Origin of the sequence: Saccharomonospora marina XMU15, from assembly GCF_000244955.1 — a bacterium.
Classification (GTDB): Bacteria; Actinomycetota; Actinomycetes; order Mycobacteriales; family Pseudonocardiaceae; genus Saccharomonospora_A; species Saccharomonospora_A marina.
Genome location: NZ_CM001439.1, coordinates 2,873,747 through 2,898,302, shown reverse-complemented (window position 1 = coordinate 2,898,302; position 24,556 = coordinate 2,873,747). Strand labels below are relative to the sequence as shown.

Annotated in this window: 25 protein-coding genes; 9 read left to right on the top strand and 16 right to left on the bottom strand. The window is 69.5% G+C overall.

Annotated elements, in window-relative coordinates; all coding sequences use genetic code 11:
- Positions 1 to 168: 168 nt before the first annotated feature.
- On the top strand, positions 169 to 2,976 hold the full coding sequence (locus tag SACMADRAFT_RS13685; protein WP_009154418.1) for an aconitate hydratase: 2,808 nt from the start codon (positions 169 to 171) through the stop codon (positions 2,974 to 2,976).
- 66 nt (positions 2,977 to 3,042) lie between these two features.
- Entirely contained in the window at positions 3,043 to 3,756 is a 714-nt protein-coding gene (locus tag SACMADRAFT_RS13680) for a TSUP family transporter (RefSeq protein ID WP_009154417.1), read from the top strand.
- Between the two features lie 26 nt (positions 3,757 to 3,782).
- Here the strand turns inward: SACMADRAFT_RS13680 and SACMADRAFT_RS13675 are convergent, their stop codons facing one another.
- From SACMADRAFT_RS13675 to SACMADRAFT_RS13650, 6 genes are all read right to left on the bottom strand, one after another.
- Complete coding sequence (locus SACMADRAFT_RS13675) at positions 3,783 to 4,259, bottom strand: nitroreductase family deazaflavin-dependent oxidoreductase (RefSeq protein WP_009154416.1); 477 nt, start codon at positions 4,257 to 4,259, stop codon at positions 3,783 to 3,785.
- Positions 4,260 to 4,271: 12 nt separating this feature from the next.
- Positions 4,272 to 5,258, bottom strand: coding sequence for an L-histidine N(alpha)-methyltransferase (gene egtD / locus SACMADRAFT_RS13670; RefSeq protein ID WP_009154415.1), 987 nt, complete (start codon positions 5,256 to 5,258; stop codon positions 4,272 to 4,274).
- Positions 5,255 to 6,022 carry an ergothioneine biosynthesis protein EgtC gene (egtC, locus tag SACMADRAFT_RS13665; RefSeq protein WP_009154414.1) on the bottom strand — a complete coding sequence of 256 codons (768 nt, stop codon included), beginning with the start codon at positions 6,020 to 6,022 and terminating at the stop codon, positions 5,255 to 5,257. Before egtC ends, egtD begins: the two co-directional genes overlap by 4 nt.
- Before the next feature lies 1 nt (position 6,023).
- Positions 6,024 to 7,379 (bottom strand): ergothioneine biosynthesis protein EgtB, encoded by a 1,356-nt coding sequence (gene egtB / locus SACMADRAFT_RS13660; protein ID WP_009154413.1) that lies wholly within the window; start codon positions 7,377 to 7,379, stop codon positions 6,024 to 6,026.
- Positions 7,376 to 8,677 (bottom strand): glutamate-cysteine ligase family protein, encoded by a 1,302-nt coding sequence (locus tag SACMADRAFT_RS13655; RefSeq protein ID WP_009154412.1) that lies wholly within the window; start codon positions 8,675 to 8,677, stop codon positions 7,376 to 7,378. Before SACMADRAFT_RS13655 ends, egtB begins: the two co-directional genes overlap by 4 nt.
- Positions 8,678 to 8,766: 89 nt before the next feature.
- Positions 8,767 to 9,693 carry a LysR family transcriptional regulator gene (locus tag SACMADRAFT_RS13650; protein ID WP_009154411.1) on the bottom strand — a complete coding sequence of 309 codons (927 nt, stop codon included), beginning with the start codon at positions 9,691 to 9,693 and terminating at the stop codon, positions 8,767 to 8,769.
- Positions 9,694 to 9,801: 108 nt separating this feature from the next.
- Between SACMADRAFT_RS13650 and SACMADRAFT_RS13645 the strand changes: the two genes are divergently transcribed.
- The 6 genes from SACMADRAFT_RS13645 to SACMADRAFT_RS13620 all read left to right on the top strand — a co-directional run bounded on the left by SACMADRAFT_RS13645 (position 9,802) and on the right by SACMADRAFT_RS13620 (position 15,906).
- The gene (locus SACMADRAFT_RS13645; RefSeq protein WP_009154410.1) at positions 9,802 to 10,989 is read left to right on the top strand and encodes a Glu/Leu/Phe/Val dehydrogenase dimerization domain-containing protein; all 1,188 of its coding nucleotides are present in this window, start codon (positions 9,802 to 9,804) and stop codon (positions 10,987 to 10,989) included.
- A 123-nt stretch (positions 10,990 to 11,112) separates the two neighbouring features.
- The gene (locus SACMADRAFT_RS13640; RefSeq protein ID WP_040925688.1) at positions 11,113 to 11,700 is read left to right on the top strand and encodes a TetR/AcrR family transcriptional regulator; all 588 of its coding nucleotides are present in this window, start codon (positions 11,113 to 11,115) and stop codon (positions 11,698 to 11,700) included.
- Positions 11,701 to 11,890: 190 nt separating this feature from the next.
- Positions 11,891 to 13,207, top strand: a complete 1,317-nt coding sequence (locus SACMADRAFT_RS13635; RefSeq protein ID WP_009154408.1) for a hemolysin family protein — start codon at positions 11,891 to 11,893, stop codon at positions 13,205 to 13,207.
- Positions 13,204 to 14,253, top strand: coding sequence for a hemolysin family protein (locus SACMADRAFT_RS13630; protein ID WP_009154407.1), 1,050 nt, complete (start codon positions 13,204 to 13,206; stop codon positions 14,251 to 14,253). The genes SACMADRAFT_RS13635 and SACMADRAFT_RS13630 overlap by 4 nt, the downstream gene beginning before the upstream one ends.
- 2 nt (positions 14,254 to 14,255) lie before the next feature.
- Positions 14,256 to 15,143, top strand: a complete 888-nt coding sequence (locus SACMADRAFT_RS13625) for a hypothetical protein (RefSeq protein ID WP_009154406.1) — start codon at positions 14,256 to 14,258, stop codon at positions 15,141 to 15,143.
- Positions 15,144 to 15,249: 106 nt separating this feature from the next.
- Positions 15,250 to 15,906 (top strand): substrate-binding domain-containing protein, encoded by a 657-nt coding sequence (locus SACMADRAFT_RS13620; protein ID WP_009154405.1) that lies wholly within the window; start codon positions 15,250 to 15,252, stop codon positions 15,904 to 15,906.
- Here the strand turns inward: SACMADRAFT_RS13620 and SACMADRAFT_RS13615 are convergent.
- Entirely contained in the window at positions 15,887 to 16,699 is an 813-nt protein-coding gene (locus tag SACMADRAFT_RS13615; RefSeq protein WP_050998107.1) for a helix-turn-helix domain-containing protein, read from the bottom strand. The two genes, SACMADRAFT_RS13620 and SACMADRAFT_RS13615, sit on opposite strands and share 20 nt — an antisense overlap.
- A 157-nt stretch (positions 16,700 to 16,856) precedes the next feature.
- Here SACMADRAFT_RS13615 and SACMADRAFT_RS13610 point away from each other — a divergent pair, with 157 nt between their 5' ends.
- Positions 16,857 to 17,231 (top strand): nuclear transport factor 2 family protein, encoded by a 375-nt coding sequence (locus tag SACMADRAFT_RS13610; protein ID WP_009154403.1) that lies wholly within the window; start codon positions 16,857 to 16,859, stop codon positions 17,229 to 17,231.
- A gap of 56 nt (positions 17,232 to 17,287) precedes the next feature.
- On the opposite strand, the gene SACMADRAFT_RS13605 is transcribed toward SACMADRAFT_RS13610, so the two are convergent.
- From SACMADRAFT_RS13605 to SACMADRAFT_RS13565, 9 genes are all read right to left on the bottom strand, one after another.
- The gene (locus tag SACMADRAFT_RS13605; protein WP_009154402.1) at positions 17,288 to 17,854 is read right to left on the bottom strand and encodes a MerR family transcriptional regulator; all 567 of its coding nucleotides are present in this window, start codon (positions 17,852 to 17,854) and stop codon (positions 17,288 to 17,290) included.
- Between the two features lie 365 nt (positions 17,855 to 18,219).
- Positions 18,220 to 18,693: a bifunctional nuclease family protein gene (locus SACMADRAFT_RS13600; protein WP_009154401.1), complete on the bottom strand. Its 474-nt coding sequence runs from the start codon at positions 18,691 to 18,693 to the stop codon at positions 18,220 to 18,222.
- 234 nt (positions 18,694 to 18,927) lie between these two features.
- Positions 18,928 to 19,680, bottom strand: a complete 753-nt coding sequence (gene ftsR / locus SACMADRAFT_RS13595; RefSeq protein ID WP_009154400.1) for a transcriptional regulator FtsR — start codon at positions 19,678 to 19,680, stop codon at positions 18,928 to 18,930.
- On the bottom strand, positions 19,677 to 20,141 hold the full coding sequence (garA, locus tag SACMADRAFT_RS13590) for a glycogen accumulation regulator GarA (protein ID WP_009154399.1): 465 nt from the start codon (positions 20,139 to 20,141) through the stop codon (positions 19,677 to 19,679). Before garA ends, ftsR begins: the two co-directional genes overlap by 4 nt.
- A 93-nt stretch (positions 20,142 to 20,234) precedes the next feature.
- The gene (gene gcvH, locus SACMADRAFT_RS13585; RefSeq protein WP_009154398.1) at positions 20,235 to 20,618 is read right to left on the bottom strand and encodes a glycine cleavage system protein GcvH; all 384 of its coding nucleotides are present in this window, start codon (positions 20,616 to 20,618) and stop codon (positions 20,235 to 20,237) included.
- Between the two features lie 22 nt (positions 20,619 to 20,640).
- Positions 20,641 to 21,309, bottom strand: coding sequence for a CDP-alcohol phosphatidyltransferase family protein (locus SACMADRAFT_RS13580; protein ID WP_408640350.1), 669 nt, complete (start codon positions 21,307 to 21,309; stop codon positions 20,641 to 20,643).
- 34 nt (positions 21,310 to 21,343) lie between these two features.
- Positions 21,344 to 21,550: a hypothetical protein gene (locus tag SACMADRAFT_RS13575; RefSeq protein ID WP_009154396.1), complete on the bottom strand. Its 207-nt coding sequence runs from the start codon at positions 21,548 to 21,550 to the stop codon at positions 21,344 to 21,346.
- Between the two features lie 238 nt (positions 21,551 to 21,788).
- Positions 21,789 to 23,504 (bottom strand): AMP-binding protein, encoded by a 1,716-nt coding sequence (locus tag SACMADRAFT_RS13570; protein WP_009154395.1) that lies wholly within the window; start codon positions 23,502 to 23,504, stop codon positions 21,789 to 21,791.
- 133 nt (positions 23,505 to 23,637) lie between these two features.
- Positions 23,638 to 24,510 (bottom strand): crotonase/enoyl-CoA hydratase family protein, encoded by an 873-nt coding sequence (locus SACMADRAFT_RS13565; protein WP_009154394.1) that lies wholly within the window; start codon positions 24,508 to 24,510, stop codon positions 23,638 to 23,640.
- Positions 24,511 to 24,556 lie beyond the last annotated feature (46 nt).

Here is a 24,556-nt window from a genome sequence, read left to right as displayed (position 1 = left end):
TGCTTCGGCGGGACACCGGGCCCTTGGCCTACCCCGGCTTGAACCCAAAAAAGGACAAGCGTACTGTTTGGGGTAGCAGGGCGCCGCTGAGCCACCTCCTGCGGGCACTACGGGGGTGCGCGAGACTCGACCTGCTGACCCCGGACAACCGCCGCCATGGAGTGAGACGTGACTGCAGCCACCAGCAAGGACAGCTTCGGAGCTCGGGACACGCTGAAAGTCGGTGACGCCTCCTACGAGGTGTTCCGCCTGAACAAGGTCGAGGGCTCGCAACGGCTGCCCTACAGCCTGAAGATCCTGCTCGAGAACCTGCTGCGCACCGAGGACGGCGCCAACATCACCGCCGAGCACATCCGTGCGATCGGCAACTGGGACCCCGGCGCCGAACCGTCGACCGAGATCCAGTTCACCCCGGCTCGTGTGGTGATGCAGGACTTCACCGGCGTGCCCTGCGTGGTGGACCTGGCCACGATGCGGGAAGCGGTGACCGAGTTGGGCGGCGACCCGGACAAGGTGAACCCGCTGGCGCCCGCCGAACTCGTCATCGACCACTCGGTGATCATCGACGTGTTCGGCAGGTCGGACGCCTTCGAGCGCAACGTCGAGTTCGAGTACGAGCGCAACCGCGAGCGCTACCAGTTCCTGCGCTGGGGTCAGAACGCCTTCGAGGAGTTCAAGGTCGTCCCACCGGGTACCGGCATCGTGCACCAGGTCAACATCGAGTACCTGGCGCGCACCGTGATGGCCCGCAACGGGCAGGCCTACCCCGACACCTGCGTGGGCACCGACTCCCACACCACCATGGTCAACGGCCTCGGCGTGCTGGGCTGGGGTGTCGGCGGCATCGAGGCCGAGGCCGCGATGCTCGGCCAGCCGGTGTCGATGCTGATCCCGAAGGTGGTGGGCTTCAAGCTCACCGGTGAGATCCCCTCCGGCGCCACCGCCACCGACGTGGTGCTCACCATCACCGAGATGCTGCGCAGGCACGGGGTCGTCGGCAAGTTCGTCGAGTTCTACGGCGACGGCGTCGGTGCGGTGCCGCTGGCCAACCGCGCCACCATCGGCAACATGAGCCCGGAGTTCGGCTCCACCGCCGCGATCTTCCCCATCGACGACGAGACGCTGCGCTACCTGAAGCTGACCGGCCGCTCCCCCGAGCAGTTGGCGCTGGTGGAGACCTACGCCAAGGAACAGGGGCTGTGGCACGACCCGGAGCGGGAGCCGGAGTACTCCGAGTACCTCGAACTGGACCTTTCCACGGTGGTGCCGTCGATCGCGGGTCCCAAGCGCCCGCAGGACCGCATCGAACTCACCGACGCGAAGTCCTCGTTCCGCAAGTCGCTGCACGACTACGTCGAGGAGAACTATCCCGTCCCGCACACAAAGCTGGACGAGGCATCCGAGGAGTCCTTCCCCGCCAGCGACTCGCCTTCGCTGTCGTTCGCGGACGAGACAGCGGTGGACGTGCACTCCGCCGCGGACGGCTCCTCTGGCAGGCCGAGCAAGCCGGTGAAGGTCAGCATGCCCGACCGGGGGGAGTTCGTGCTCGACCACGGTGCCGTGGTGATCGCCTCCATCACCTCCTGCACCAACACGTCCAACCCCTCGGTGATGCTGGGCGCCGCGCTGCTGGCCCGCAACGCCGTGGAGAGGGGTTTGACGGTCAAGCCGTGGGTCAAGACGTCGATGGCCCCTGGCTCGCAGGTCGTCACCGACTACTACGAGAAGGCCGGGCTGTGGCCCTACCTGGAGAAACTGGGCTACCACCTGGTCGGTTACGGCTGCACCACCTGCATCGGCAACTCCGGGCCGCTGCCTGAGGAGGTCTCCGCCGTGGTCAACGAGCACGACCTCACGGTGGTGTCGGTGCTTTCCGGCAACCGCAACTTCGAGGGCCGGATCAACCCCGACGTCAAGATGAACTACCTCGCCTCGCCACCGCTGGTGATCGCCTACGCGCTGGCGGGCACGATGGACTTCGACTTCGAGACCCAGCCGCTGGGCCAGGACCCGCAGGGCAACGACGTGTACCTGCGCGACATCTGGCCCTCCCCCAAGGAGATCCAGTCCACGATCGACTCGGCGATCACCCAGGAGATGTTCAGCAAGGACTACGCGAACGTCTTCGAGGGCGGGCAGCGCTGGAAGTCGCTGCCCACTCCGGAGGGCAAGACGTTCACCTGGGACCCCGAGTCCACCTATGTCCGCAAGCCGCCGTACTTCGAGGGCATGACGCGCCAACCGGCTCCGGTGACCGACATCCAGGGCGCGCGGGTGCTCGCCAAGCTGGGAGACTCGGTGACCACCGACCACATCTCCCCCGCGGGCGCCATCAAGCAGGACTCCCCCGCCGGTCGCTACCTCACCGAGCACGGCATCGAGCGCAAGGACTTCAACTCCTACGGCTCCCGTCGCGGCAACCACGAGGTGATGATCAGGGGTACCTTCGCCAACATCCGGCTGCGCAACCAGTTGCTCGACGACGTGCAGGGCGGCTACACCCGCGACTTCACGCAGGAGGGCGGACCGCAGGCGTTCATCTACGACGCCGCGCAGAACTACGCCGCCGCAGGTATCCCGCTGGTCGTGCTGGGCGGTAAGGAGTACGGCTCGGGCTCCTCGCGCGACTGGGCGGCCAAGGGCACCAGCCTGCTCGGTGTCCGCGCCGTGATCGCCGAGTCCTTCGAGCGCATCCACCGGTCGAACCTGATCGGCATGGGCGTGATCCCGCTGCAGTTCCCCGAAGGGGAGTCCGCCAAGTCGCTCGGTCTGGACGGCACCGAGACCTTCGACATCTCCGGCATCACCGCGCTGAACTCCGGCGAGACACCCCGCACGGTGCACGTCACCGCGACCAGGAGCGACGGCACCAAGGTGGAGTTCGACGCCGTGGTCCGCATCGACACCCCCGGCGAGGCCGACTACTACCGCAACGGTGGCATCCTGCAGTACGTGCTGCGCAAGATGACGGCCTGACACGCAACCCGCGACCCCGGTGCCGAGGTCCGGTGCCGGGGTCGCGTGCGATCAGCGGGGAAACACATGTCGGTGGTGGTGCTCGCGGGCGTCGTGGTGTTCCTCGGCGCGCTGGTGCAGGGCACGGTGGGGTTCGGTATGAACCTCATCGCGGCGCCGCTGCTGGCGTTGCTGGAGCCGGCTTTCGTGCCGGTGCCGCTGCTGCTGGTCGCCAGCGCGCACGCCGTGCTCGCGGTACTGCGCGAGCACACCGACACCGACTGGCGTGGCGTGTGGTGGGCGATGCTGGGCCGCGTTCCCGGCACCGTGCTGGGTGTGGTGGCCGTGGCCACCGTCGCGCAACGTCCCTTCGCCGCGATCGTCGGGTTGTCGGTGCTGGTGTGCGTGGTGCTTTCCGTCCTGTCGTGGCGGCCGCGCCCCACGCCGCGCTCGCTGCTCGTCGCGGGCATCGCCAGCGGCACCTTCGGCACGGCCGCGTCCATCGGCGGCCCCCCGCTGGCGTTGCTGTACCAGCACGCGCCCGGACCGCGCATCCGCTCCACGATGGCGGCCAGTTTCGTGATCGGCTCGGCGATCTCCATCGCCGGGCTCGGCATCGGCGGCCAACTCAGGCCGGAACAGCTACGGCTGGTGCTGTGGCTGTTGCCGTTCCTGCTCGGCGGGTTCCTGCTGTCCGGGCCCGCACGCGGCATCCTCGACGGCGGCCGGATTCGCGCAGCCGTGCTGGTCGTGGCCGCGGGAAGCGCGGTGGCCCTGATCGTGCGCAGCCTGCTGGGGTGACCGACCCGGGGCTGCGGCGCGCGACCTCAGTGCTCGCGCGGGGCGAGCACGAACACGGGTAGTTCCCGGCCCGCCTGCAGCGCCTCCATGGCGTAGCCGGGCCAGAACCGCACCAGCCGCCGCCACATCTGTTCGTACTCCTCGCCTTTCAGCTCACGCGCCCACACCCGCGCCTGCCCGCCACGCACCGACACCGTCGCCTCGGGATGAGCACGCAGGTTGAACGCCCAGTCCGGGGCCCTGCGGCGACCCCAGTTGGAGCCGGTGACCACGTACTCGTCTCCGTGCGGGTAGTAGAGCAGGTTCCGGCTGCGTGGCAGCCCGCTCCTGCGGCCAACGGTGGTCAGCCGCAGCGACGGCAGGCCCGCGATCGCGACCAGGCTGATCCTGCCTTTCGACAGCCGATACAACCGGGAGTCAGCCCAAACGATGCCGCCCGCTAGTCGCATCAGCCACGGCCGGGTGCCCAGCGCGCGGGCGAGCATCGGTAACGGGTTACGCATGCCGCTATTCGATCACGAGGCGCCGCCTGCCCCGGCACGAGCCAGCGAAACACCGAACCGGCCGCGCTCGTCGGTCCACCAGCGCGCCAGTTCGAACCCCGCCTCCGCCAGTTCGGCACGCACGCCTTCCCGCCGGAACTTCGCCGAGATCTCGGTGCGCACGTGCTCGCCCTCGGCGAAGGTGACCTCCAGGTCCGCACCCGGAATCCGCACCCGCGTCTCGGCACGCGCCCGCAACCGCATCTCGATCCACTCGTTGTCCTCGTCCCAGTAGCTGACGTGCTCGAACGCGGTCGGATCGAAGTCGGCTCCGAGTCTGGCGTTGAGCACGCGTAACACGTTGCGGTTGAACTCGGCGGTGACCCCTGCCGCGTCGTCGTAGGCGCGGACGAGCGTTTCGGCGTCCTTGACCAGATCCGTGCCGAGCAGCAGCCACTCCCCTTCGGACAGTACGTCGCGCACCGAGCGCAGGAACTTGGCGCGGTCGGCCGGAGTCAGGTTGCCGATCGTGCCGCCGAGGAAGGCCACCAGCCGGGGTCGCTCACCCGGCAGCAGCCCCAGGTGCTCGGTGAAGTCGCCGACGACGCCGTGCACCACGAGACCGGGATAGTCCGCTGCGATGGCGTCGGCGGCTTCCGACAGCGCCGAAGCCGACACGTCCAGCGGGACGAACTCGGTCAGGGTGCCGTGCTCGCGCAGCCCGTCGAGCAGCAACCTGGTCTTCTCACTCGAGCCCGAGCCCAGCTCCACCAGCGTCCGCGCCGAAGTGACGGAGGCGACGGCGGCCGCCTCGCGCCCGAGCACCTCCCGCTCCGAGCGCGTCGGGTAGTACTCGGGCAACTCGGTGATGCGTTCGAACAACTCGCTGCCTCTGGCGTCGTAGAACCATTTGGACGGCAGCCATTTCTGCCTCGCGGAGAGCCCTTCCCGCACGTCCTCGCGCAGGGCCTCGGTGACGTCCTCGGTGCTGCCGCGCACGTCGAGTTGCCGCTGGCTCACGCATTTCTCCGTTCTGTCTCGATGGGACGTGACTCCACCTCACCGGGCGTGCCACGCCGTGCGACAACCACGTGCCGGTCGGGCACGGGCTGCCATGCGGGGTCGTCGTCCACCGGTTCCGATGCGATCAACACACCGTCGGGCCGGACCAGTACCGACAACGCGTGTGTCCACGCGGTGGCGACCAGCAGGTCCGCGTCGGTGAACAGCAGGTTCAGCCGCGAGCCCGGCGCGGCATGCTCCACCTCGAGGACGAGTTCCGTCACCGCCGCGACCGGGTCGGTGCCGCCACGCAGCCGGTCGCGAAGCAGCGCCCACAGCAGCGCGGAGTCGGTAGGGGCCTGCAGCCGCAGCAGGTCGGCCACCGGCAGCTTCTCCGCCAGCCCGGCCACCGACTCCGGCCAGCCACGTACGACGCCGTTGTGGCTGAACAGCCCCGCCTCGCCCGAGAACGGCGCGCACGCCCCCTCACAGACGGGCATCCCCGGCGTCGACGAGCGCGCGGCGGCCAGGAACGACGGCGAACGCACTGTGCTCGCCAGCCTGGGCAGCGCCTCGTCGGCCCACAACGGCAGCGGCCTTCGGTAATAGGTGGCACCGCCGTCATCGGCGAACCAGCCGAGCCCGAACCCGTCGGCGTTGACGGTGCCGCCCGCGCGCATGTCCTTGGGCGCGTAGGACTGCACCAGCAGCGAGTGCGGCGCGTCGAACATCGGCCACGCAGGCGACGACGGCACCCCGAGGTAGGCCAGGTGTCGGCACACGTCAGGGCCTCTCGTCGGAACGCAGGTCCCTCGCGCAGCGGAATCCGGCGAAGATCTGCCTGCGGATGGGGAAGTCCCAGTTCCGGAACGTCCCCCGGATCGCGACCGGGTCGGTGCCGAACGAACCACCGCGCAGCACCTTGTACTCCGGGCCGAAGAACACCTCGGAGTACTCGCGGTAGGGGAACGCCACGAAGCCGGGGTAGGGCAGGAAGTCGCTGCTCGTCCACTCCCAGACGTCGCCGATGAGCTGGTGCACCCCCAGCGGGGAGGCGCCGCGTGGGTAGGCGCCCACCACGGCGGGACGCAGGTGCCGCTGGCCGAGGTTGGCGTGGCCGGCGTCGGGCTCGGCGTCGCCCCACGGGTAACGCAACGAGCGCGACGTCGCCGGGTCGTAGCGGGCCGCCTTCTCCCATTCCGCCTCGGTGGGCAGCCGCTTGCCCGCCCACGCCGCGTAGGCCCTCGCCTCGTGGAACGACACGTGCACCACCGGTTCGTCGGCGGGCACCCGCTCGTACACGCCGAACCGGGTGCGCCACCAGCCGTCGGCCTGTGCGCGCCAGAACCTGGGGGCGGTGATCCCGTGCTCGCGGCGGTAGGCCCAGCCTTGCTCGCTCCACCACCGCGGTTCCTGGTAGCCACCCGACTCGATGAACCGGGCGAACTGGCCGTTGGTGACAGGGAAGGTGTCGATGGCGAACGCGTCGACCCACACCTCGTGGGCGGGCCGCTCGTTGTCCAGTGCCCACGGCTCCACCGACGTTCCCATCAGGAACGCCCCGGCGGGCACCACCACCTCGCCAGGCAGGTCACCGACCGTGCGTGGCGGTGGCTGCGGCGCATGCAGCACCGGATCCCCGTCGCGCAACTGGTGGGTGGCGAGCATCGTCTCGTCGTGTTGCTGCTCGTGCTGGGCGATCATCCCGAACGCGAAGGCGGCCTCGGTGAGCCTGCGGCCCTCGAGTGGGGCCTGTTCCAGCACGTCGAAGGCCTTCTGCCGGACCTCGCTGACGTAGGCACGGGCCTGTGCGGGCCCCAGCAGCGGCAGCTGCGGGCGCTGCGCCCTGGGATGTTGGAAAGCGTCGTAGAGGTCGTCGATGTCGGGCCGCAACGGCTCGCGGCCGCCGACGTCACGCACCAGCCAGATCTCCTCCTGGCTTCCGATGTGCGCCAGGTCCCACACCAGTGGCGACATCAGTTTGGAGTGCTGGCGCACCAGGTCCTCGTCGTCGACGGCGTCGGTCAGCGCCCGGCTGCGCCGCCTTGCGGCGTCGAGGGTCCTGGCGGTGTGCGAACGCAGGTCCTGCGGGCTCAGCCGCAGCAGCGGGTTGGGTGACTCGGTGTGTGCCGTGGTCATGTCGGTCGGTTCCCTCCTCGGCGCCGTAGTCGGCGTGCGACGTCGTTGGCGATGGCGGCGATGGTGTCGGCAGGAAGGTCTGCTGTGGACAGTGCGGAGCAACCGATGTCGGCCACCGCGAACGCGGCGGTCGAGATGGCGCGATCGGCCAGCCCGTGCCGGGCGGCGTCGGACCACTTGTCCGCGACGGGTTCACAGATCTCCAGCACCTTGTCCACAGTGGAATCGTTTTCCAGCAGCGCGGAAAGCAGCGCGACCGGATGCAGCCAGGTGCCGGGCGGTTGCGCGTCGAGGTAGCGGATCTCGAGGTATCCGTGCGGGCGCACCGGGGTGAACAGCGTGGTGAGGTGGTAGTCGAGGTCGGCGAAGGTGGGCGGAGCCAGCACGGCCGCGGGACCCCTCGACTCGATCCAGTCGGCGAAGGTGAGGCCGGCGGGGGCGTCCCACGGTCCGTCCTTTCTGGGCAGAACCATCAGCGGCGTGTCGAGCACCCGTCGCGCCCACGCCTGCGCGGGATCGGCCACCGGCCCCTGCGCGTAGGTACGTGCGTTCTCGGTGTCCATGACGGCCTGCCAGCGCGCGGAAGCCATCCCGGTGTCACGGCCTGCATGCCTTCGCGAGTTGGCGAACAGCGACAGCAGCACCGGCCCCAGCGCGTGCGCGGCGGCCCACCTCGCCGCCGCCTGTGACCGCTCTCCGATGTCGACGCACACCTGCAACGCGGCGGTGCTGCACATCATCGTGAGGCCGCCGGGCCCCATCGGGGCGAACCGGCGTTCCATCGCGGCGTACCGCTCGGTCGGCAGTAGCCGCTTCGGACCGCGCACGGGATCGATACCCTGCGTTCCCAGCCGCAGCCCGGACAGCGCGAGCAGATCGGTCACGTAGCACAGATCGGTACTGGCGACGGTCGCGAGCGCGCGAAGCGATTCCTGCGGCGCCGTGGAGATCTCCACCTGGCAACCGGGTTCGAGAGTGAGTGTGGACCCGCCCGGCAGGGGCGCTGCCTCGCTACCGGGCCGAAGTGTCCGAGGAGTGTGGGAGCCGAGCGCGTCGGCGAGACGATCGGGTCGCAGCGGTTGGGCCGGGTCGTGGGCGTCATGGACGGTGTACTCGATCTCGACGCCGAGCAACCGGGGTGGGCCGTGTTTGAAACACACCGAAGCCACGTACGCCTCGCCCTCCGCACGGCTGGACACCACCCGCGCGGCGACGTTCTCCGCGTCCTCCTCGGTGACCGCGGCACGGTCCACGGCTGCTCCGTCCGGGTAGGAAAGCCTGTCACGAACCGCTGTCATCGCATCCACCCCCGGTATCCGACGGAGTCCCGCTCCCTTATTTCGGACGCTACACGCGGGGTACGACAGTCGCGACCGATCGAGGGATCTCAGCCGGGAACCGTTTCCGACGCGCCGAGCCCCAGTTCGGCCGCGGCCGCACGCACCGCGTGGATAACCAGTTGCAGCGCGGGTCGGCGCGCGGCGGTACGGCGGTAGGCCACCGACACCGTGCGCATCACCGGGGTCGTCAACGTCACGATGTCCACCCCCGGCGGGCGCAGTGTCAGCCCCAGATCGGACACCAGTGTGATACCCAGCCCCGCGCTGACCATCGCCATCGCCGTGGACTGCTCCTCGACCTCGTGATTGATGGTCGGCTCGAAACCGCTGCGCTGGCAGGCGACCCGCACGGCCCTTCCGAAGTGGCTGCGGGGGCTGGCCAGAATCCACGGCTGGTCGGCGAGTTCCAGCAGGGTCACCGCGCTGGTCGGCACAGTCGCGGCCGGTACGGCCGCGTAGAGCCGTTCCACGGCCACGGCCGCGCGCTCCAGGCCGTTGTCCCACGGTGTCGGAACGTCGGTGTAGTCGAGCACGAAGGAGAAGTCCAGCGAGCCGTCGCGCACCGCGTCGGCGGTCTCCTCGGGAGCCAGTTCCCTCGTGCGCACCTCGATGCCGGGGTGTTCGGCCGCCAGCGAGTTGAGCGCGGTCGGCAACAGGCCTGATGCCACCGACGCCCACACCCCCGCCGTCAGCCGGACCGACACGCTCTCCTGTGCCTCCTCCAGCGCCAGCGTCGCCCGCTCGACGGCGCCGAGGATCTCCTCGGCGTGCGCGGTGAGCAGCAGGCCCAGTTCGGTGAGCTGTACCCGGCGGCCCAGCCGCTCGAACAGTTTCGCGCCGACATCGCGCTCCAACTGCGCGAGCTGTTGCGAGACCGCGGAGGCGGTGTAGTGCAACGCGGCGGCGGCCGCCGTGACGGTGCCCCGGCGGTGCAGTTCCCTGAGCATGCGCAGGCGATGAACCGACAGGTCCATGCACCAACCCTAAACGCAACCGTGCATGATCCTTAACTGGACGCGCGGCGCCACCCGGCCCCAGCCTTGCAGTAGAGGGGAACTGCCCAGGCGAGAAGGAGGAGGCGAGTGGGTATCCAGCAAGCTGACGAGCCGCTGTTGAGGTTGACCTGGACCGACCCGGTGACGGGTGCGCACGGTTACCTCGTCGTGCACTCGCTGGTCTCCGGACTCGCGACCGGGGGCACCCGGATGCGAGCGGGTTGCACGCTGTCCGAGGTCGAGGACCTGGCCAGGGGGATGGCGGCCAAGACGGCGACCTTCGACCTGCCCGTCGGCGGCGCCAAGGGCGGTATCGACTTCGACCCGAAGGACCCGAGGGCGGACGGCGTACTGGAACGCTTCTGCGAGGCGATGCGTCCGTGGCTGGACGCGCACTGGGTGACGGCCGAGGACCTCGGCGTGCCGCAGCACGTCATCGACGCCGTTTTCGCCAAGCTCGGGCTGGAGCAGTCGTATCACGCGGCCATCCGCCGCTCCGTCGATCCCGCGCGCACGCTGCGCAGGGTGCAGGCAGGGCTGAACGCGCCCGTTCCCGGCGGACTGCTGCTCGGCGACGTCATCGGCGGCTACGGGGTGGCGCAGGCCTGCCTCGGCGCCGCGGCGGCGTGGGAGTGGCCCGCGCGGGAGACGACCGTGGCGGTGCAGGGCATCGGCACGATGGGCGGCGGCGCGGCGTGGTACCTGCACGAGGCAGGCATGCGAGTGGTCGCGGTCGCCGATGCCGAAGGTACCCTGTACCACCCGGACGGCCTCGACATCCCCGCGCTGTTGCGGGCGAGGAACTCCTTCGGCGAGATCGACCGCTCGGCGGTGCCCGCCGAGGTCGAGCGGTTGCCGAGGCAGGCTGTGGTCGCAACGAGCGCGGACATCCTCGTACCCGCGGCGATCTCGTACGCGCTGACCCCGGACAACTCCTTCGACGTGGCCGCCCGCGTGGTGGTCGAGGCCGCCAACTCGGCGACAACGCCGGAGGCCGAGTTGATGCTGGCGGCGCGGGGCATCGCGGTGATTCCGGACTTCGTCGCCAACGCGGGCGCGGCCGCGTGGGCGTGGTGGCTGCTGCTCGGCCACGTGGGTGCGGACCCGACCGAGTCGTTTCTGAAGCTGCGCACGGAGATGCAGGCCAAGGTCGCGCTGCTGCTCGGCGCGTGGAACACCGACCGGGTGCGCCCGAGGCAGACCGCGTGGGACTTCGTGGCGGCACGTAGGTCGAGCCGGGTCTTCGAGCAGCCTGCCACGCTGACAATTCCCTGACCGTCGTCCTGCCCGCGCGGCTCCACGGGGCCGCGCGGGCAGCCGTACACCGCGCCCCGCAGGCCCCGTCGTAGTACGTACGTACGGATTGCGACGATGGGGTCTCGGTGTCAAGATCGTGGGATGCCACGGGTCAGTCAGGACCATCTCGACGCCCGCCGCCGCCAGATCCTCGACGGCGCGCGGGTGTGCTTTACCCGTTACGGGTACGAGGGTGCCACGGTTCGGCGCCTCGAGGAAGCCACCCAGTTGTCCCGAGGCGCGATCTTCCATCATTTCCGGGACAAGGAATCACTGTTCCTCGCGCTCGCAGAGGACGACGCCGCCAGGATGGCCGACGTGGTGGCGCGGCAGGGCCTCGTGCAGGTGATGCGCGACCTGCTGTCCGGCCGCAGCGAACATCCGGCCGACTGGCTCGGCACCCGGCTGGAGGTCTCGCGCAGGCTGCGCACCGATCCGGAGTTCAGGGCACGCTGGGCGCAGCGATCGCAGCAGCTGACCACCGCCACCCGCAAGCGTCTCGTCTGGCAGCGCGAGGCGGGCAACCTCCGCGACGACGTCAGCATCGACGTGCTCACCGCCTACCTGGAACTGGTGCTGGAGGGCCTGGTGTCGCACCTGGCCATGGGGCTGCCCGCCGACGACCTCGAACCGGTACTCGACGTCGTGGAGGAAAGCGTGCGCAGGCATCGGGGGCTCGCCGGGACATAGGAACGGGAACACGCCGAACTCACCCCGCGTTTGAGGTGGTTAAGATGACGCCACCATAGGCGCTGGCTTGTATTCACTGAGGAGTGAGCACTCTCGTGCAAGACGCCCGGTCACCGGGTGACAGTTGCGAGCCGGGCGATGAGCCCGGCTTACCGGACCCCCTCGAGGCGAACGCCGGTGGTGCAGGCTGATGGACATCCTGCTGACCGTGCTGGGCGCCCTGTTCGTCATCCTGCTCACCGTCGGCACCGGCCTGGCCGTCGCGGCCGAGTTCTCACTGACCACCCTCGAGCGCAGCACGATCGAAGCCAACGTCCGGCAGGTCGGTGACCGCCGTTCCAAGACGGTGCTCAAGGCGCACCGGACGCTGTCGTTCCAGCTCTCCGGAGCGCAGGTCGCCATCACGATCACCACGCTCGTCACCGGCTACGTCGCCGAGCCGCTGCTCGGCCGGTTCGTACGGCCCGCACTGACCGGGCTGGGCATGCCGGAGGGCGCGGCGGCAGGCACCTCGCTGGTCGTCGCCATGCTCCTGGCCACGGCGCTTTCGATGGTGATCGGCGAGATGGTGCCGAAGAATCTGGCCGTGGCGCGCCCGCTGCAGACCGCCCGCGCCGTCGCCGGGTACCACTCCCGGTTCTCTGCGCTGTTTCGCTGGCTGATCACCCTGATGAACAACAGCGCGAACTGGGTGGTTCGCAAACTCGGGGTGGAGCCGCAGGAGGAGTTGCGCTCGGCGCGCTCGCCGCAGGAGTTGGGCTCCATCGTTCGCTCCAGCGCCGAGTCCGGCACCCTCGACGTCTCCACGGCGGAGTTACTCGACCGCTCGCTTCGCTTCGGCGACCGCACCGCGGCGGAGCTGATGACACCGAGGGTGCGGCTGGAGGCACTGCACGTCGACGCGGACGTGAACGAACTGGTGGCGCTTTCGCGCGCCACCGGCCGTTCCCGCTTCCCCGTCTACCGCGAGGACCTGGACGACGTGCAGGGCGCCGTCCACGTCAAACAGGCCTTCACCGTGCCCTCCGACGAGCGCGAGAGCACCGCGGTCGGCTCGCTGATGCGACCGATGCCGACGGTGCCCGAGTCGCTTCCCGGTGACGCGCTGCTGGACCGGCTCCGCGACTCCCGCTTCCAACTCGCGCTCGTCGTGGACGAGTACGGCGGCACGGCGGGCCTGGTGACGCTGGAGGACGTCGTCGAGGAGATCGTCGGCGAGGTCCGCGACGAGCACGACGAGCGGGAGGAGCCGACCTCCCAGCAGATCACCGCCGACAGCTGGATCGTCTCCGGCCAGCTGCGCGACGACGAGGTGCTGGACATCACGGGCTTCCGGATGCCCGAAGGCGACTACGAGACGGTCGCGGGTCTGCTGCTGGAGCGGCTCGGCAAGATCCCCGATGTCGGCGACCGCGTGGACATCGACGGCTGGCGGCTGATCGTGACCGACATGGACCGCCACCGCGTGGCCGAGGTGTGCGTGCAGCGACGGGAGGGGTCCGGTTGAGCGACTGGGTCTCGATCGCCCTCATCGGCGTCCTGCTGCTGTCCAACGCCTTCTTCGTCGGCGCGGAGTTCTCGCTGATCTCCTCACGCCGTGACCGCCTCGAGGCGCTGCTGGAGCAGGGCAAGACGCGGGCGAGGATCGTGCTCAAGGCGGGCCGCAACGTCTCCGCGATGCTGGCGGGCGCCCAACTCGGCATCACGATCTCCTCGCTGTTGCTGCTGTTGTTCGGCGAGCCCGCAGTGGCGCACCAGCTGGAGGCGCTGGTGACGGTGGTGGGGCTGCCGCTGCCCGGCTACGTGGTGCACGCCGTGGCCTTCGCCGTCACCCTGATCGCCCTCACGCTGCTGCACGTCCTCATCGGCGAGATGGTGCCCAAGAACCTGGCCATCGCGGAGCCGGAGCGGCTCGCGCTGTGGCTGGTGCCGCCGCACGTGCTGTGGGTGCGGGTGGTGAGCCCGTTCATCTGGGTGCTCAACGGCGTTGCCAACTCGCTGCTGCGGCTGTTCAAGGTGCAGCCAAGGGACGCCGTGGAAACCGGCTACACCTCCGACGAACTCGCCGCCCTGCTCAGCGAGTCGCGGCGGGAGGGCCTGCTGGAACACTCCGAGCACCGCAGGCTGAGCCAGACGCTGTCGTCGGTTGGCAAGACCGTGGCCGACGTGCAGGTGGGGCTTGCGGAGTTGACGACGCTGCCGCCCAGCCCCACCGTCGGCGACGTGGAGCGTGCGGTGTCGTCCACCGGGTTCTCGCGGTTCCCGGTACGCGCTCCCGGCGGTGGCTTCTCCGGGTACCTGCATGTCAAGGACGTGCTGGATCAGGTCGGCGAGGACCCAGCGACCACCGTGCCTTCCGCCAAGACGAGGAGGCTGACCGAGTTACCGCTGTACGCCAGGCTGGACAGGGCGCTGTCGGCGATGCGGCGGGAGGGCAGCCACCTTGCCGCCGCGGTGGACGGCGACGGCACGGTGACCGGGATCGTGGCGCTGGAGGACCTGCTGGAGGAATACGTGGGGACCGTCCGCGACGGCACCCACGTCACGAGGTGACCATGCGGCTGACCGAACAGCAGTGGCACGGGCGCGAGCGGGCGCACGTCGAGCGGATGCGTCGCTGGACGGTGCCACACCGCGCCCGCCGGTCCAGCGGGGACAAGCACCCGGTGTTGGACTTCCTGTTCACCTACTACTCGCACCCGCCCGCGCACCTGGAGCGCTGGCAGCCGGGCCCCGGCGTGGTTCTCGAAGGCCCCTCGGCCGCCCGTTTCCTGCGGCGCGGCGGGTATCACGAGGTCGCGGGCGGCGTGGCGGTGAACGAAGCCACCCTCACCGCGGCCAGGGGCAGGGCCGCCGAGCGCACGTTGGCGCTGCTGGAGGCGACCGCGCGGCGACCACCGAGGCTGAGCTGCTTCGGGCTGCACGAGTGGGCCATGGTCTACCGGGAGTCACCCCAGCGGCTTCGGCACCCGCAACTTCCGCTGCGGCTCGGCTCGGCGGGCACCGACGAGGTGCTGGAGTCACTCGGCGTGCGCTGTGGGCACTTCGACGCCTTCCGGTTCTTCACCGACGCGGCCCGCCCGCTGAACGCGCTTCGGCCCACCAGGCAGACCCAACCCGACCTCGACCAGCCCGGCTGCCTGCATGTCGGGATGGATCTGTACAAGTGGGCGTACAAGCTCGGTGTCAGCGTTTCGGCCGAGCTGCTCGGCGATTGCTTCGAACTCGCGGCCGACATCCGGGAGCTGGACATGCGGGCCAGCCCCTACGACCTGTCCGCCCTTGGTTACTCCCCGGTGCCGATCGAGACCGCTGAGGGTCGGGCCCAGTACGCCCGAGCACAGGAATCGTTCGCGCGCAGGGCGGCCCCGCTGCGTGCTCGCCTGATCGAGTGCTACCGGGCGCTACTCAACGCCTCCGACCAGCAACGCAGCCGAACCTGATTTTCGTCACAGTCCGAAATCATTGCTGGGCTGATAGAGTGATAACGTTTTGGTTTCGTTCACCGAGCGTATTCACTCGGGTGTCGAGAGGACTGAAAGGACTCCGATGGGGAGACACAGCATCGTCGACCACCCCGCCGTCGAGCGGTCCGACGCGCTGACCTCCACCGGCACTCACCGGGCGATCGGTAGGACCTCCCGTCGCGGCGTGGCGGCGTGGCCGATCGCGAGTGTCGTCCTTGTCGTGCTGCTTGTGCTGGGTTGGTTCGGCTGGAACTGGGCCGACGGCGTCGTGCAGAGCAGGGCGCAGGCACAGGCTGCCGACTGCCAGGACGGCGAGACCTCCATTCAGGTCGCCGTCGCACCGTCGGTCGAGCAGCCGGTGATGCGGGCAGCGCAGGAATGGAACGACAACCGCACCGTCGTGCACGGCTACTGCGTCGACGTCGATGTCGAGGCCGTGCCTACTCAGCAGGTGCTCGACTCACTGCTCGCCGGCTCCACCGCCGAAATGCCCGCCGCGTGGATTCCCGAGTCCTCCTCCTCGATCGAGCAGCTGTCCAACCAGCGGCCCGGCGTGCTCGGTTCGAGCGCCCGCTCGGTGGCCACGGGCGCAGGCGCCGACTACCCGTTCGTGACGCTGGCGGGCGAGCAGGTGGACGACGTCCAGCAGCGGGCCGCGCAGTCCTTCCGGGCATTCCTGGTGGCGCCCGAGCAGCGGACCGGCTTCAGCGACGCGGGCCTCACGCCTGCCACGCGGTGACGGCCCTGCCTGTGGCCTCGTCCGCCGGGTAGAACGCCTCGATCGACAACTCGGCGAGCGTGATGTCGAGCGGGGTGCCGAACGTCGCCACGGTGCTGAAGAACGACAACTCCTCGCCCGCGGCGCCACGCAGCCGCAGCGGCACCACGATGTCGCCGGGCGCAGGCAGTTCCACCTCGGGCACTTGCTGCTCACACGGGTAGCCGCGCAGTTCCTCCAGCAGCGCGACCAGCCGTTCGTCGCCGGTCGCGGCGACCTCGCGACGTAGCCTGCCGAGCAGGTGCGCACGCCACTCCCCCAGATTGACGATCATCGGTGCCATCCCGTCGGGGTGCAGTGTGACTCGCAGCACGTTCATCGGCGGCCGCAGCAGCTCGGGCGACACCCCTGAAAGCAACATCGTCACGCTCGCGTTGCCCTCCACCAGGTTCCAGCCGCGATCGACGGCCACGGCGGGAAACGGCAGGTGGGCGGTGAGCAACCGGCGCACCGCCTGCCGCGCCACCGCCAGTTCCGGGGCATCCAGCGACGTCTCGGTGTAGACCGGCGCGTAACCGGCCGCGAGCAGCAACCTGTTGCGTTCCCGCAGCGGCACCTCCAGGTGTTCGCCGAGCAGCAGCACCAGCCGCCTGCTGGGCTTGGCCCTGCCGGTCTCGACGAAGCTCAGGTGCCGCGTGCTCACACCCGCGGTGAGGGCGAGGTCGAGCTGGCTGACGCGACGCAGGCCGCGCCACTGTCGCAGCAGCTCGCCGAAGGGTTCGTGGGGCGCCCTGGCCGCCGTCGCGGTGCTCATGGCGCACAACGCTATGTCGCGCTGCCTCGTCCGCGCCATGACCTCACGGGTAATCGACACGCCTGCCTCGGTGGCGACACGGTGGGTTCGGTATCCAGCACCCGGAGACCAGCCGTATAGGTCGTTATACATGGGTCATCACGTGAAAGGACCGGCCATGTCGCAACCCACCTCACCGTTCAGCACGCTGGCGCGGCGCTACCTCGAGGTCTTCAACGCCGGCGACGCCACGCGACGGCGGGCGCTCATCGAGCGGCTGTTCACCCCCGAGGCCACCTACACCGATCCGCTCGGCTCCGTCGCGGGCTGGGACGGGATCGACACGTTCGTCGCCGGAGCCCAGCGACAGTTCGCGGGCCTGTCGTTCGAACTGGGTGGGCAGGTCGACGGCCACAACCACATCGCCCGGTTCCAGTGGCGGCTCGGTCAGGGCGGCGCGAGCGAACCGGTCGTGATCGGCTTCGACGTGATCGTCACCGAGGGTGAGCGCATCAGCGCCGTGTACGGCTTCCTCGACAAGGTCCCCGCCTGACAACTCGACCGCCCCGGGGTCGCAGGGCGTGACTCCGGGGCGACCCGTCCGCCGGTTCAGCCGGTACGGCGGGCGTTGCGCCGCTGCGTCAACTCGTCGGGCACGACGGGAGCGATCTCGCCACCGTCGGCCCGCTCGGCGGGGAACTCGTGGATGGTGCCGCTGATCTCCTGCATGGCTCCGCTCACGGCTATCCCGAACACACCCTGGCCGCCCTGCAGCAGGTCCACGATCTCCTCCGGCGAGGTGCATTCGTAGACCGTCGTACCGTCGGAGAACAGCGTCACCCTTGCCAGGTCCCGCACACCCCTCGCCCGTAGATGCTCCACGGCGACCCTGATGTTCTGCAGCGAGACGCCGGTGTCCAGCAGGCGCTTCACGATCTTGAGGACCAGGATGTCCTTGAACGAGTACAGCCGCTGCGAACCGGAGCCGTGCGCGGTACGAATACTCGGCATCACCAGTTTCGTCCTGGCCCAGTAGTCGAGCTGCCGGTAGGTGATGCCCGCGATCTGGCACGCAGCGGTACCGCGGTAGCCAACCAGTTCGTCCGGCAACGACGCGTCGGGGAAGAGTTCACCCTGCTCGCCGTCGGCGGCCCTGATCGGGCTCTCGTCGACCACGCATGCCTCCTCTCGCCCGGCGCACGGCCGGCGAAACAAGACCTCCGCCCCCGGGATGGGAACGACCGGTACGACAACCGCGCCCAACCACCACGCCGGTCCCAGCAGGCGGAATCACACCGGCGCGATTCGTCTTGGCTTCGACGGTAAGCCCGCCCGGGCAAGGGGTCAACGCGACGCGCGGACACCCTTGGGCGCATGTCGTGGCGGAGTCGGTTGGTGTCGATCACTCAGCCCGTATCACTCATCCGGGTGGGAACCGAGCACCGGAGATCGGGCGGGGTCGGGGCAGCGGCGACCGGCTGGGCGGGGCAACGACTTGCCCGGTATCGGGTGGTGGGGTCGGGCCGCACGCGGCCGCGGCGTCAGGTGTCGGCGCCGCGGAAGTCCTCGGGCGAGACGGAGTCGAGGAACTCGCGGAACTTCTCGACCTCGTCCTCCTGCTCGTCGGGGATGATCAAACCCGCTTCCTCCAGCACCGACTCCTCGGCGTGGATCGGCACCCCGACCCGCAGCGCCAGCGCCACCGAGTCGCTCGGCCTCGCTGAGACGCGGACGTCACCGTCGAACACCAACTCGGCGAAGAAGGTGCCTTCCCGAAGATCGGTGATGATGACCTGCTGCAGCTCCCTGCCGAGCGCGCCGATGACCTCCTTGAGCAGGTCGTGTGTCAGCGGCCGGGCCGGCCGTACGCCCTGCTGCTCCAGCGCGATGGCCGTGGCTTCCACCGAGCCGATCCAGATCGGCAGGTACCGCTCACCCTCGGTCTCCCGCAGCAACAAGATCGGCTGGTTCGCGGGCAGCTCGACCCGTACGCCGACGACGCGCATCTCGCTCATCGGGCTTCGCCTCCCTCTCCTGCGTGCGGGCAGCAGCGCTGTGACGAGGATCCCGCATCGACAAAGTCGACGCTACCCGTCAGGCGGGCGCTGTGCTCGCAACGAACTTAGTTCCGTCGGCTCTTTCGCGAACCTCGAACCCACCGTACGGCATCGGTCCCGACATCGATGCACCATCGAGATGTGGCGTAACAGACTCGACACGAGAACGCTGGTCCGGGCACCCGACCGAGTCTACCCGCCGGTCACCGTCCGGATACCGGCCTTGACCAGCAAGGTGTGCAGGGTGACAGACAGTGCGGCCAGTTCGCGCACCACCTCGTCGGCTCGTGCCTTGGCCTCGGCGTCGCGCTGGTGGGACAGCGGCGCGACGATCTGCTCGACGAGCCCGACCTCCCTGTCGGCGGAGGCGCGGAAGGCGCGCAGGTGTCTGGGCTCGATGCCGAACTCCGTCATCTTCTTCACGGTCTGGGCCACGCGCACGGCGTCGGAGTCGTAGAGCTCCGGCGCGACCGGGCGCAGCAGCCCGTACTGTCGCAGCTCGTCGAGCAGGTCGTCGTCGATTCCCGCCCGCGCGAGCAGTTCGTCCCGCGTCAGCCTGGTCTCGTGGTCGCCGACGAAGTCGTCGGGTGTCGGCATACCCGCGAGCTCGCCGTCACCGGGAGCGGCGAGCGAGACCAGCCTGCGCGGCAGGCGTGGACCCGGGTTGTCGGGGTGCGAGGCGCTGTCGGCCGCGTCCAGCTGTTCCTTGATGACCTTCAGCGGAAGGTAGTGATCGCGTTGTGCCGCGAGAACGAAACGCAACCGCTCCACGTCGGCGGCGGTGAACTGGCGATAACCGGACGGTGTGCGGGCAGGCCGGACCAGCCCCTCCGACTCGAGGAACCTGATCTTGGAAATGGTCACGTCGGGAAAGTCCTTGCGCAACTGCGCCAGGACCGCCCCGATGCTCAACCCGTCGCGCTGCGGCCGGCCGGCAGCCGTCACCGTGCCCCCTGGCCCCCGTGTCCCGGGCCGGTGAGGAAGACGAGGCGGAACTTGCCGATCTGGACCTCGTCGCCGCCCGCGAGCACGGCCTGGTCGACCGGTTCCCGGTTGACGTAGGTCCCGTTGAGGCTGCCGACGTCGATCACGACGAACTCGCCGCCCTCACGGCGGAACTCGGCGTGGCGGCGAGAAACGGTGACATCGTCCAGGAAGATGTCACTGTCGGGATGACGGCCCGCGCTCGTGGTGTCCCGGTCGAGCAGGAAGCGGGAGCCCGCGTTGGGGCCGCGCTTGACCACCAGCAGTGCGGAGCCCGCCGGCAGCGCGTCGACACCGGCGTCCTGCGGCTCCACCGCAGGCGCCTCCTGGCCCTCCCCTTCCGACAGGAAGTCGGCCCGGAATACGGAAGTCCGCTCCGGAGACTGCTCCGGGGGAACGCCGGGCCCGTCGTTCGTGCTCACCTGAGCTCTCCTTACGCACTGAAGTGTTGTGGGCAAAACGTGGTGTAGCCAACGTACCGTGCGTGGTCGCCGGGCAGTGCCGGGGCTCCCTGATCAGCCTTGAGTCACGCGCTGGTAGGCCTCGGCATCGAGCAGCCCCTCCACCGTGCCCGCGTCGCTGAGCCTCAGCTCGATCAGCCAGCCCTCTCCGTAGGGGTCACTGTTGATCAACTCCGGGGTTTCGGCCACCGCGTCGTTGACAGCCACGACCTCCCCGTCCAGCGGGGCGAACAGCTCCGAGACGCTCTTGGTCGACTCGACCTCGCCGAACACCTCCCCCGCGTCCACCTGGCGGCCGATCTCCGGCAGGTCGACGAACACCACGTCACCGAGCTGGTCCTGCGCGTACTCGGTGATCCCGACCCGCACCCGCTCCTCGTCGAGCACGGCGACCCACTCGTGCTCCTCGGTGTAGCGCAGCTCTTCCGGAGTGGACAACTGGCGTCCCCTTTCCTGCTCGTCACCGGTCCTCGCCGCCCGAATCCTCGCACAACGCCACGCCGGATCGAACGCTCGAAACGGCTCTGCCGGTCTGCAGCACATACAGCGCTCCCGACCACAGGTACAGCGCGCAACCCCACGCCGTGAACGCGTAGGCGAACGGGCGAGCGATCTCGGCCACCTGCGACTCCCCCTGGATGACGAGCAGCAACGGCAGCGCGTACATCAGCCCGAACGTCGCCGCCTTGCCCGCGTAGGTCACCTCGGGTGGGCCGAAGCCGTACCTGCCGAGAACCAGCAGAGCCAGACCGACGATCAGCTCCCTGCCCACCAGCGCGGCGACCAGCCACCACGGAACGATCTCGCGAAGCAGGAACGCCACCAGCGTGGCCATGATGTAGAGCCGGTCCGCGGCGGGATCGAGCAACTGGCCGAGCCTGCTCGCCTGGTCCAGCCAGCGCGCCAGCTTGCCGTCGAGCCAGTCGGTCAGCGCGCTGACCACCAGCAGCGCGAGCGCCCACCCGTCCTCCTCCGGACCGAGCAACAGCCACAGGAACACCGGAACCCCGGCCAGCCGCAGCAGCGAAAGGATGTTGGGTACGGTCAGCAACTGGCCGACGAGCGAGGGTTCTCGATCACCGGTCACGCCGACCGGCTCCGCCGAGTCGGCAGGCTGGGCATCGCTCACCCGTTCACGGTAGCGGCACCCGGCCTGCCGCCGTTCACCTGGCGCGGCGGTAACTCCAGCCCCGCCGCCGCAGGTCCTCCCCGGTCAGCGCCTGCGGCCTGCCGTGGCTGTCCGTGCCCATCCAGCGCGGCCGCCCGGGGCCGCTCTCGAGCACGTAGGGCCTGCCTTGGCTCCACACCACTGTGCACGGTGTGGTGGGCGGCTCCGGCGCCTCGTTCTCGTAGTCTCGTTCGGTCCTCATCACTGCCTGTGCTCGGTTCCGGTTGTTCACTGTGGGGGTAACCCGTGAGCGCGGCTCTACACATCCGTGCACGCGCCCGTCGACGCTATCGGCCGTGGGGCGCGATCCGTTAGCTCGAAGGTGATTCTGCCACCACGCGACCGCGGCCCGCACCGGACCCGGCGGGCCAACCGTCCACAGTAGAAGGGTCACCGGCCGGGCCTGCCGTTACTGCGAGTGACCGCAACGGGCGTGCGGCTCAGGACTTCAGACCGGGGAAGTCCTCCTCGCGGTACTCCCCCTGCTGCCTGCGCTCGCCCGCCTCGTTCTCCCTGCCCCGAAGCTCCACCCTGCGGATCTTGCCGGAGATCGTCTTGGGCAGGTCGGCGAACTGCAGCCTGCGGATGCGCTTGTAGGGCGCCAGGTTCTGCCTGCAGAACCGCAGGATCGACTCCGCGGTCTCGCCGCTGGGCTCGTGCCCGGCGGCGAGCACGACGTAGGCCTTGGGAACCGCCAGCCGGATCGGGTCGGGCGAGGGCACCACGGCCGCCTCGGCCACCGCGGGGTGCTCCAGCAGCACGCTCTCCAGTTCGAAGGGTGAGATGCGGTAGTCGGAGGCCTTGAACACGTCGTCGGTGCGGCCGACGTAGGTGATGTAGCCGTTCTCGTCGATCGAGCCGACGTCACCGGTGTGGTAGTACCCTCCCGCGAACGCCGTGGCGGTGCGCTCGTCGTCGTCGGCGTAGCCTGCCATCAGCCCCACCGGCCGGTGTGTGAGGTCCAGACAGATCTCGCCCTCCGAGGAGGGTTCGCCGCTGACCGGGTCGAGCAGCACGACCCGAAACCCCGGCACCGCGCGGCCCATCGACCCCGGCTTCACCGGCTGGCCCGGGGTGTTCGCGATCTGCACGCTGGTCTCGGTCTGCCCGAAGCCGTCCCGGATGGTCACCCCCCAGGACTTGCGGACCTGCTCGATCACCTCGGGGTTGAGCGGCTCCCCCGCCCCGACGACCTTCGTCGGCGGCTTGCGCAACGCCGACAGGTCGGCCTGGATGAGCATGCGCCACACGGTCGGCGGTGCGCAGAAGCTGGTGACTCCGCATCGGTCCAGTTGCGCCATCAGCGCGTCGGCGTCGAACCGGGTGTAGTTGTAGAGGAACACCGTGGCCTCGGCGTTCCAGGGCGCGAACACGTTGCTCCACGCGTGTTTGGCCCAGCCCGGCGAGGAGATGTTGAGGTGCACGTCACCGGGCTCGAGCCCAAGCCAGTACATCGTCGACAGATGCCCGACGGGGTAGGAAACATGGGTGTGCTGCACCAGTTTCGGCTTCGCGGTGGTGCCGGAGGTGAAGTACAGCAGCAGCGGATCGTCCGCGCCGGTCGGCCCGTCCGGGCTGAACGCGGCGTCGGCGGAGTAGGCCGCCGCGAAGGAATGCCAACCGGAAACCGGCTCGCCCACCGCGATTCGCGTGTAGTCACCGGGCACCTCGGCGAACTTCTCGGTGTCCGCCGAGCGGATCACGACGTGCCGAGCGTCGCCGCGGTCGACTCGGTCGCGCAGGTCGGCCGGACCGAGCAACGTCGATGCGGGGATGATGACAGCACCCAGCTTGGCCGCGGCCAGGATCGTTTCCCACAACTCGACCTGGTTGCCCAGCATCAGGATGAGGCGGTCGCCGCGCCGAACCCCGCGTTGCCGCAACCAGTTCGCCACCTGGCTCGACCTTCGGGAGAGCTCGGGGAAGGTCCAGCGGCCCTGCGAGCCGTCCTCCTCGACGATCCACAGCGCGTAGCGGCTCTCGTTGGCCGGGTCGGCAGCGATCTGGTCGAACCAGTCCAGCGCCCAGTTGAACTCGGTGAACCTCGGCCACTCGAAGTTCGCGTACGCGGTGGCGTAGTCCTCACGGTTGTGAAGGAGGTAGTCCCTTGCTTCCCGGAACCGCCGGTGAACCGCCGCGTCGGCGTCGTTGCCCACGATGCTCTCCCTGCGTCTGCTACCTGCTCGGCATGCCCCTGTCGGTCTGCCGCTGTCGGTGTGCTCATCGTCGCCGCCAGGTGCCGCGCGCGTCACCTCCGCCTGGAGACCTCGCCCGCACGGGCGCCGACGGTCACTCGCCGGTGAAGTCGGGTTCGCGCCGCTGCGTGAACGCCTGCACCGCCTCGCCGAGGTCCTTGCTGGGCAGGAACGCCGCGTTCCATGCCGAGACGTAGCGCAGTCCCGCGCGCACCCGCTCCTCGGTGTTGACAGCGAGGACCTCCTTCACGCCCTGCACGACAAGCGGCGGATTGGCGGCGATCTCGGCCGCCAGCTCCCGCGCAGCGGCCAGCACCGAGTCGCGGTCGGGGTAGACGTCGTTGACGAGCCCGATCTTCTCGGCGCGGGCGGCGTCGATGTCCTTGCCGGTGAGGGCAAGCTCGCGCAGGTGGCCCTCACCGACGATGGAAGCCAGCCGCTGCAGGCTGCCGACGTCGGCGACGATGGCGACCTTCACCTCCCGCACGCTGAACTTCGCCTCCGCGCTGGCGAGCCGGATGTCCGCGGCGCTGATCACGTCGACACCGCCGCCCACGCACCACCCGGACACGGCCGCGATCACCGGTTTGCGGGTGGCCGCGATCGAGGACACCGAGTCCTGCAGCCTGCGGATCTCGTCGAGCAGCCCCAGCCTTGCCTTGGCCAGCGCCTCTCCGGAGAGGTACTCCGACCACGACGGCAGCATCGCGGGCAGGTCCAGCCCGTAGGAGAAATGCTTCCCGCTGCCGGTGAGCACGATGGCCCGGACCTGCGGGTCGGCGTCCAGCGCGCCGAACACCAGCGGCAGCTCACGCCAGAAGTCCGGCCCCATGGCGTTGCCCTTGTTGGGGCCGAGCAGCGTGACCTCCGCGACCCGGCCGTCGAGCTCCACGCCGAGCGAGACGAGAGCGGGCAGGTCGGCGACTGATCGCGGGCTCTGCTGACCCGCGGGCTGGCTTTCCGTCATGGCTCACATCCTCGCGTACGTCGTTGGCAGCGGGCCAGCCACGTTA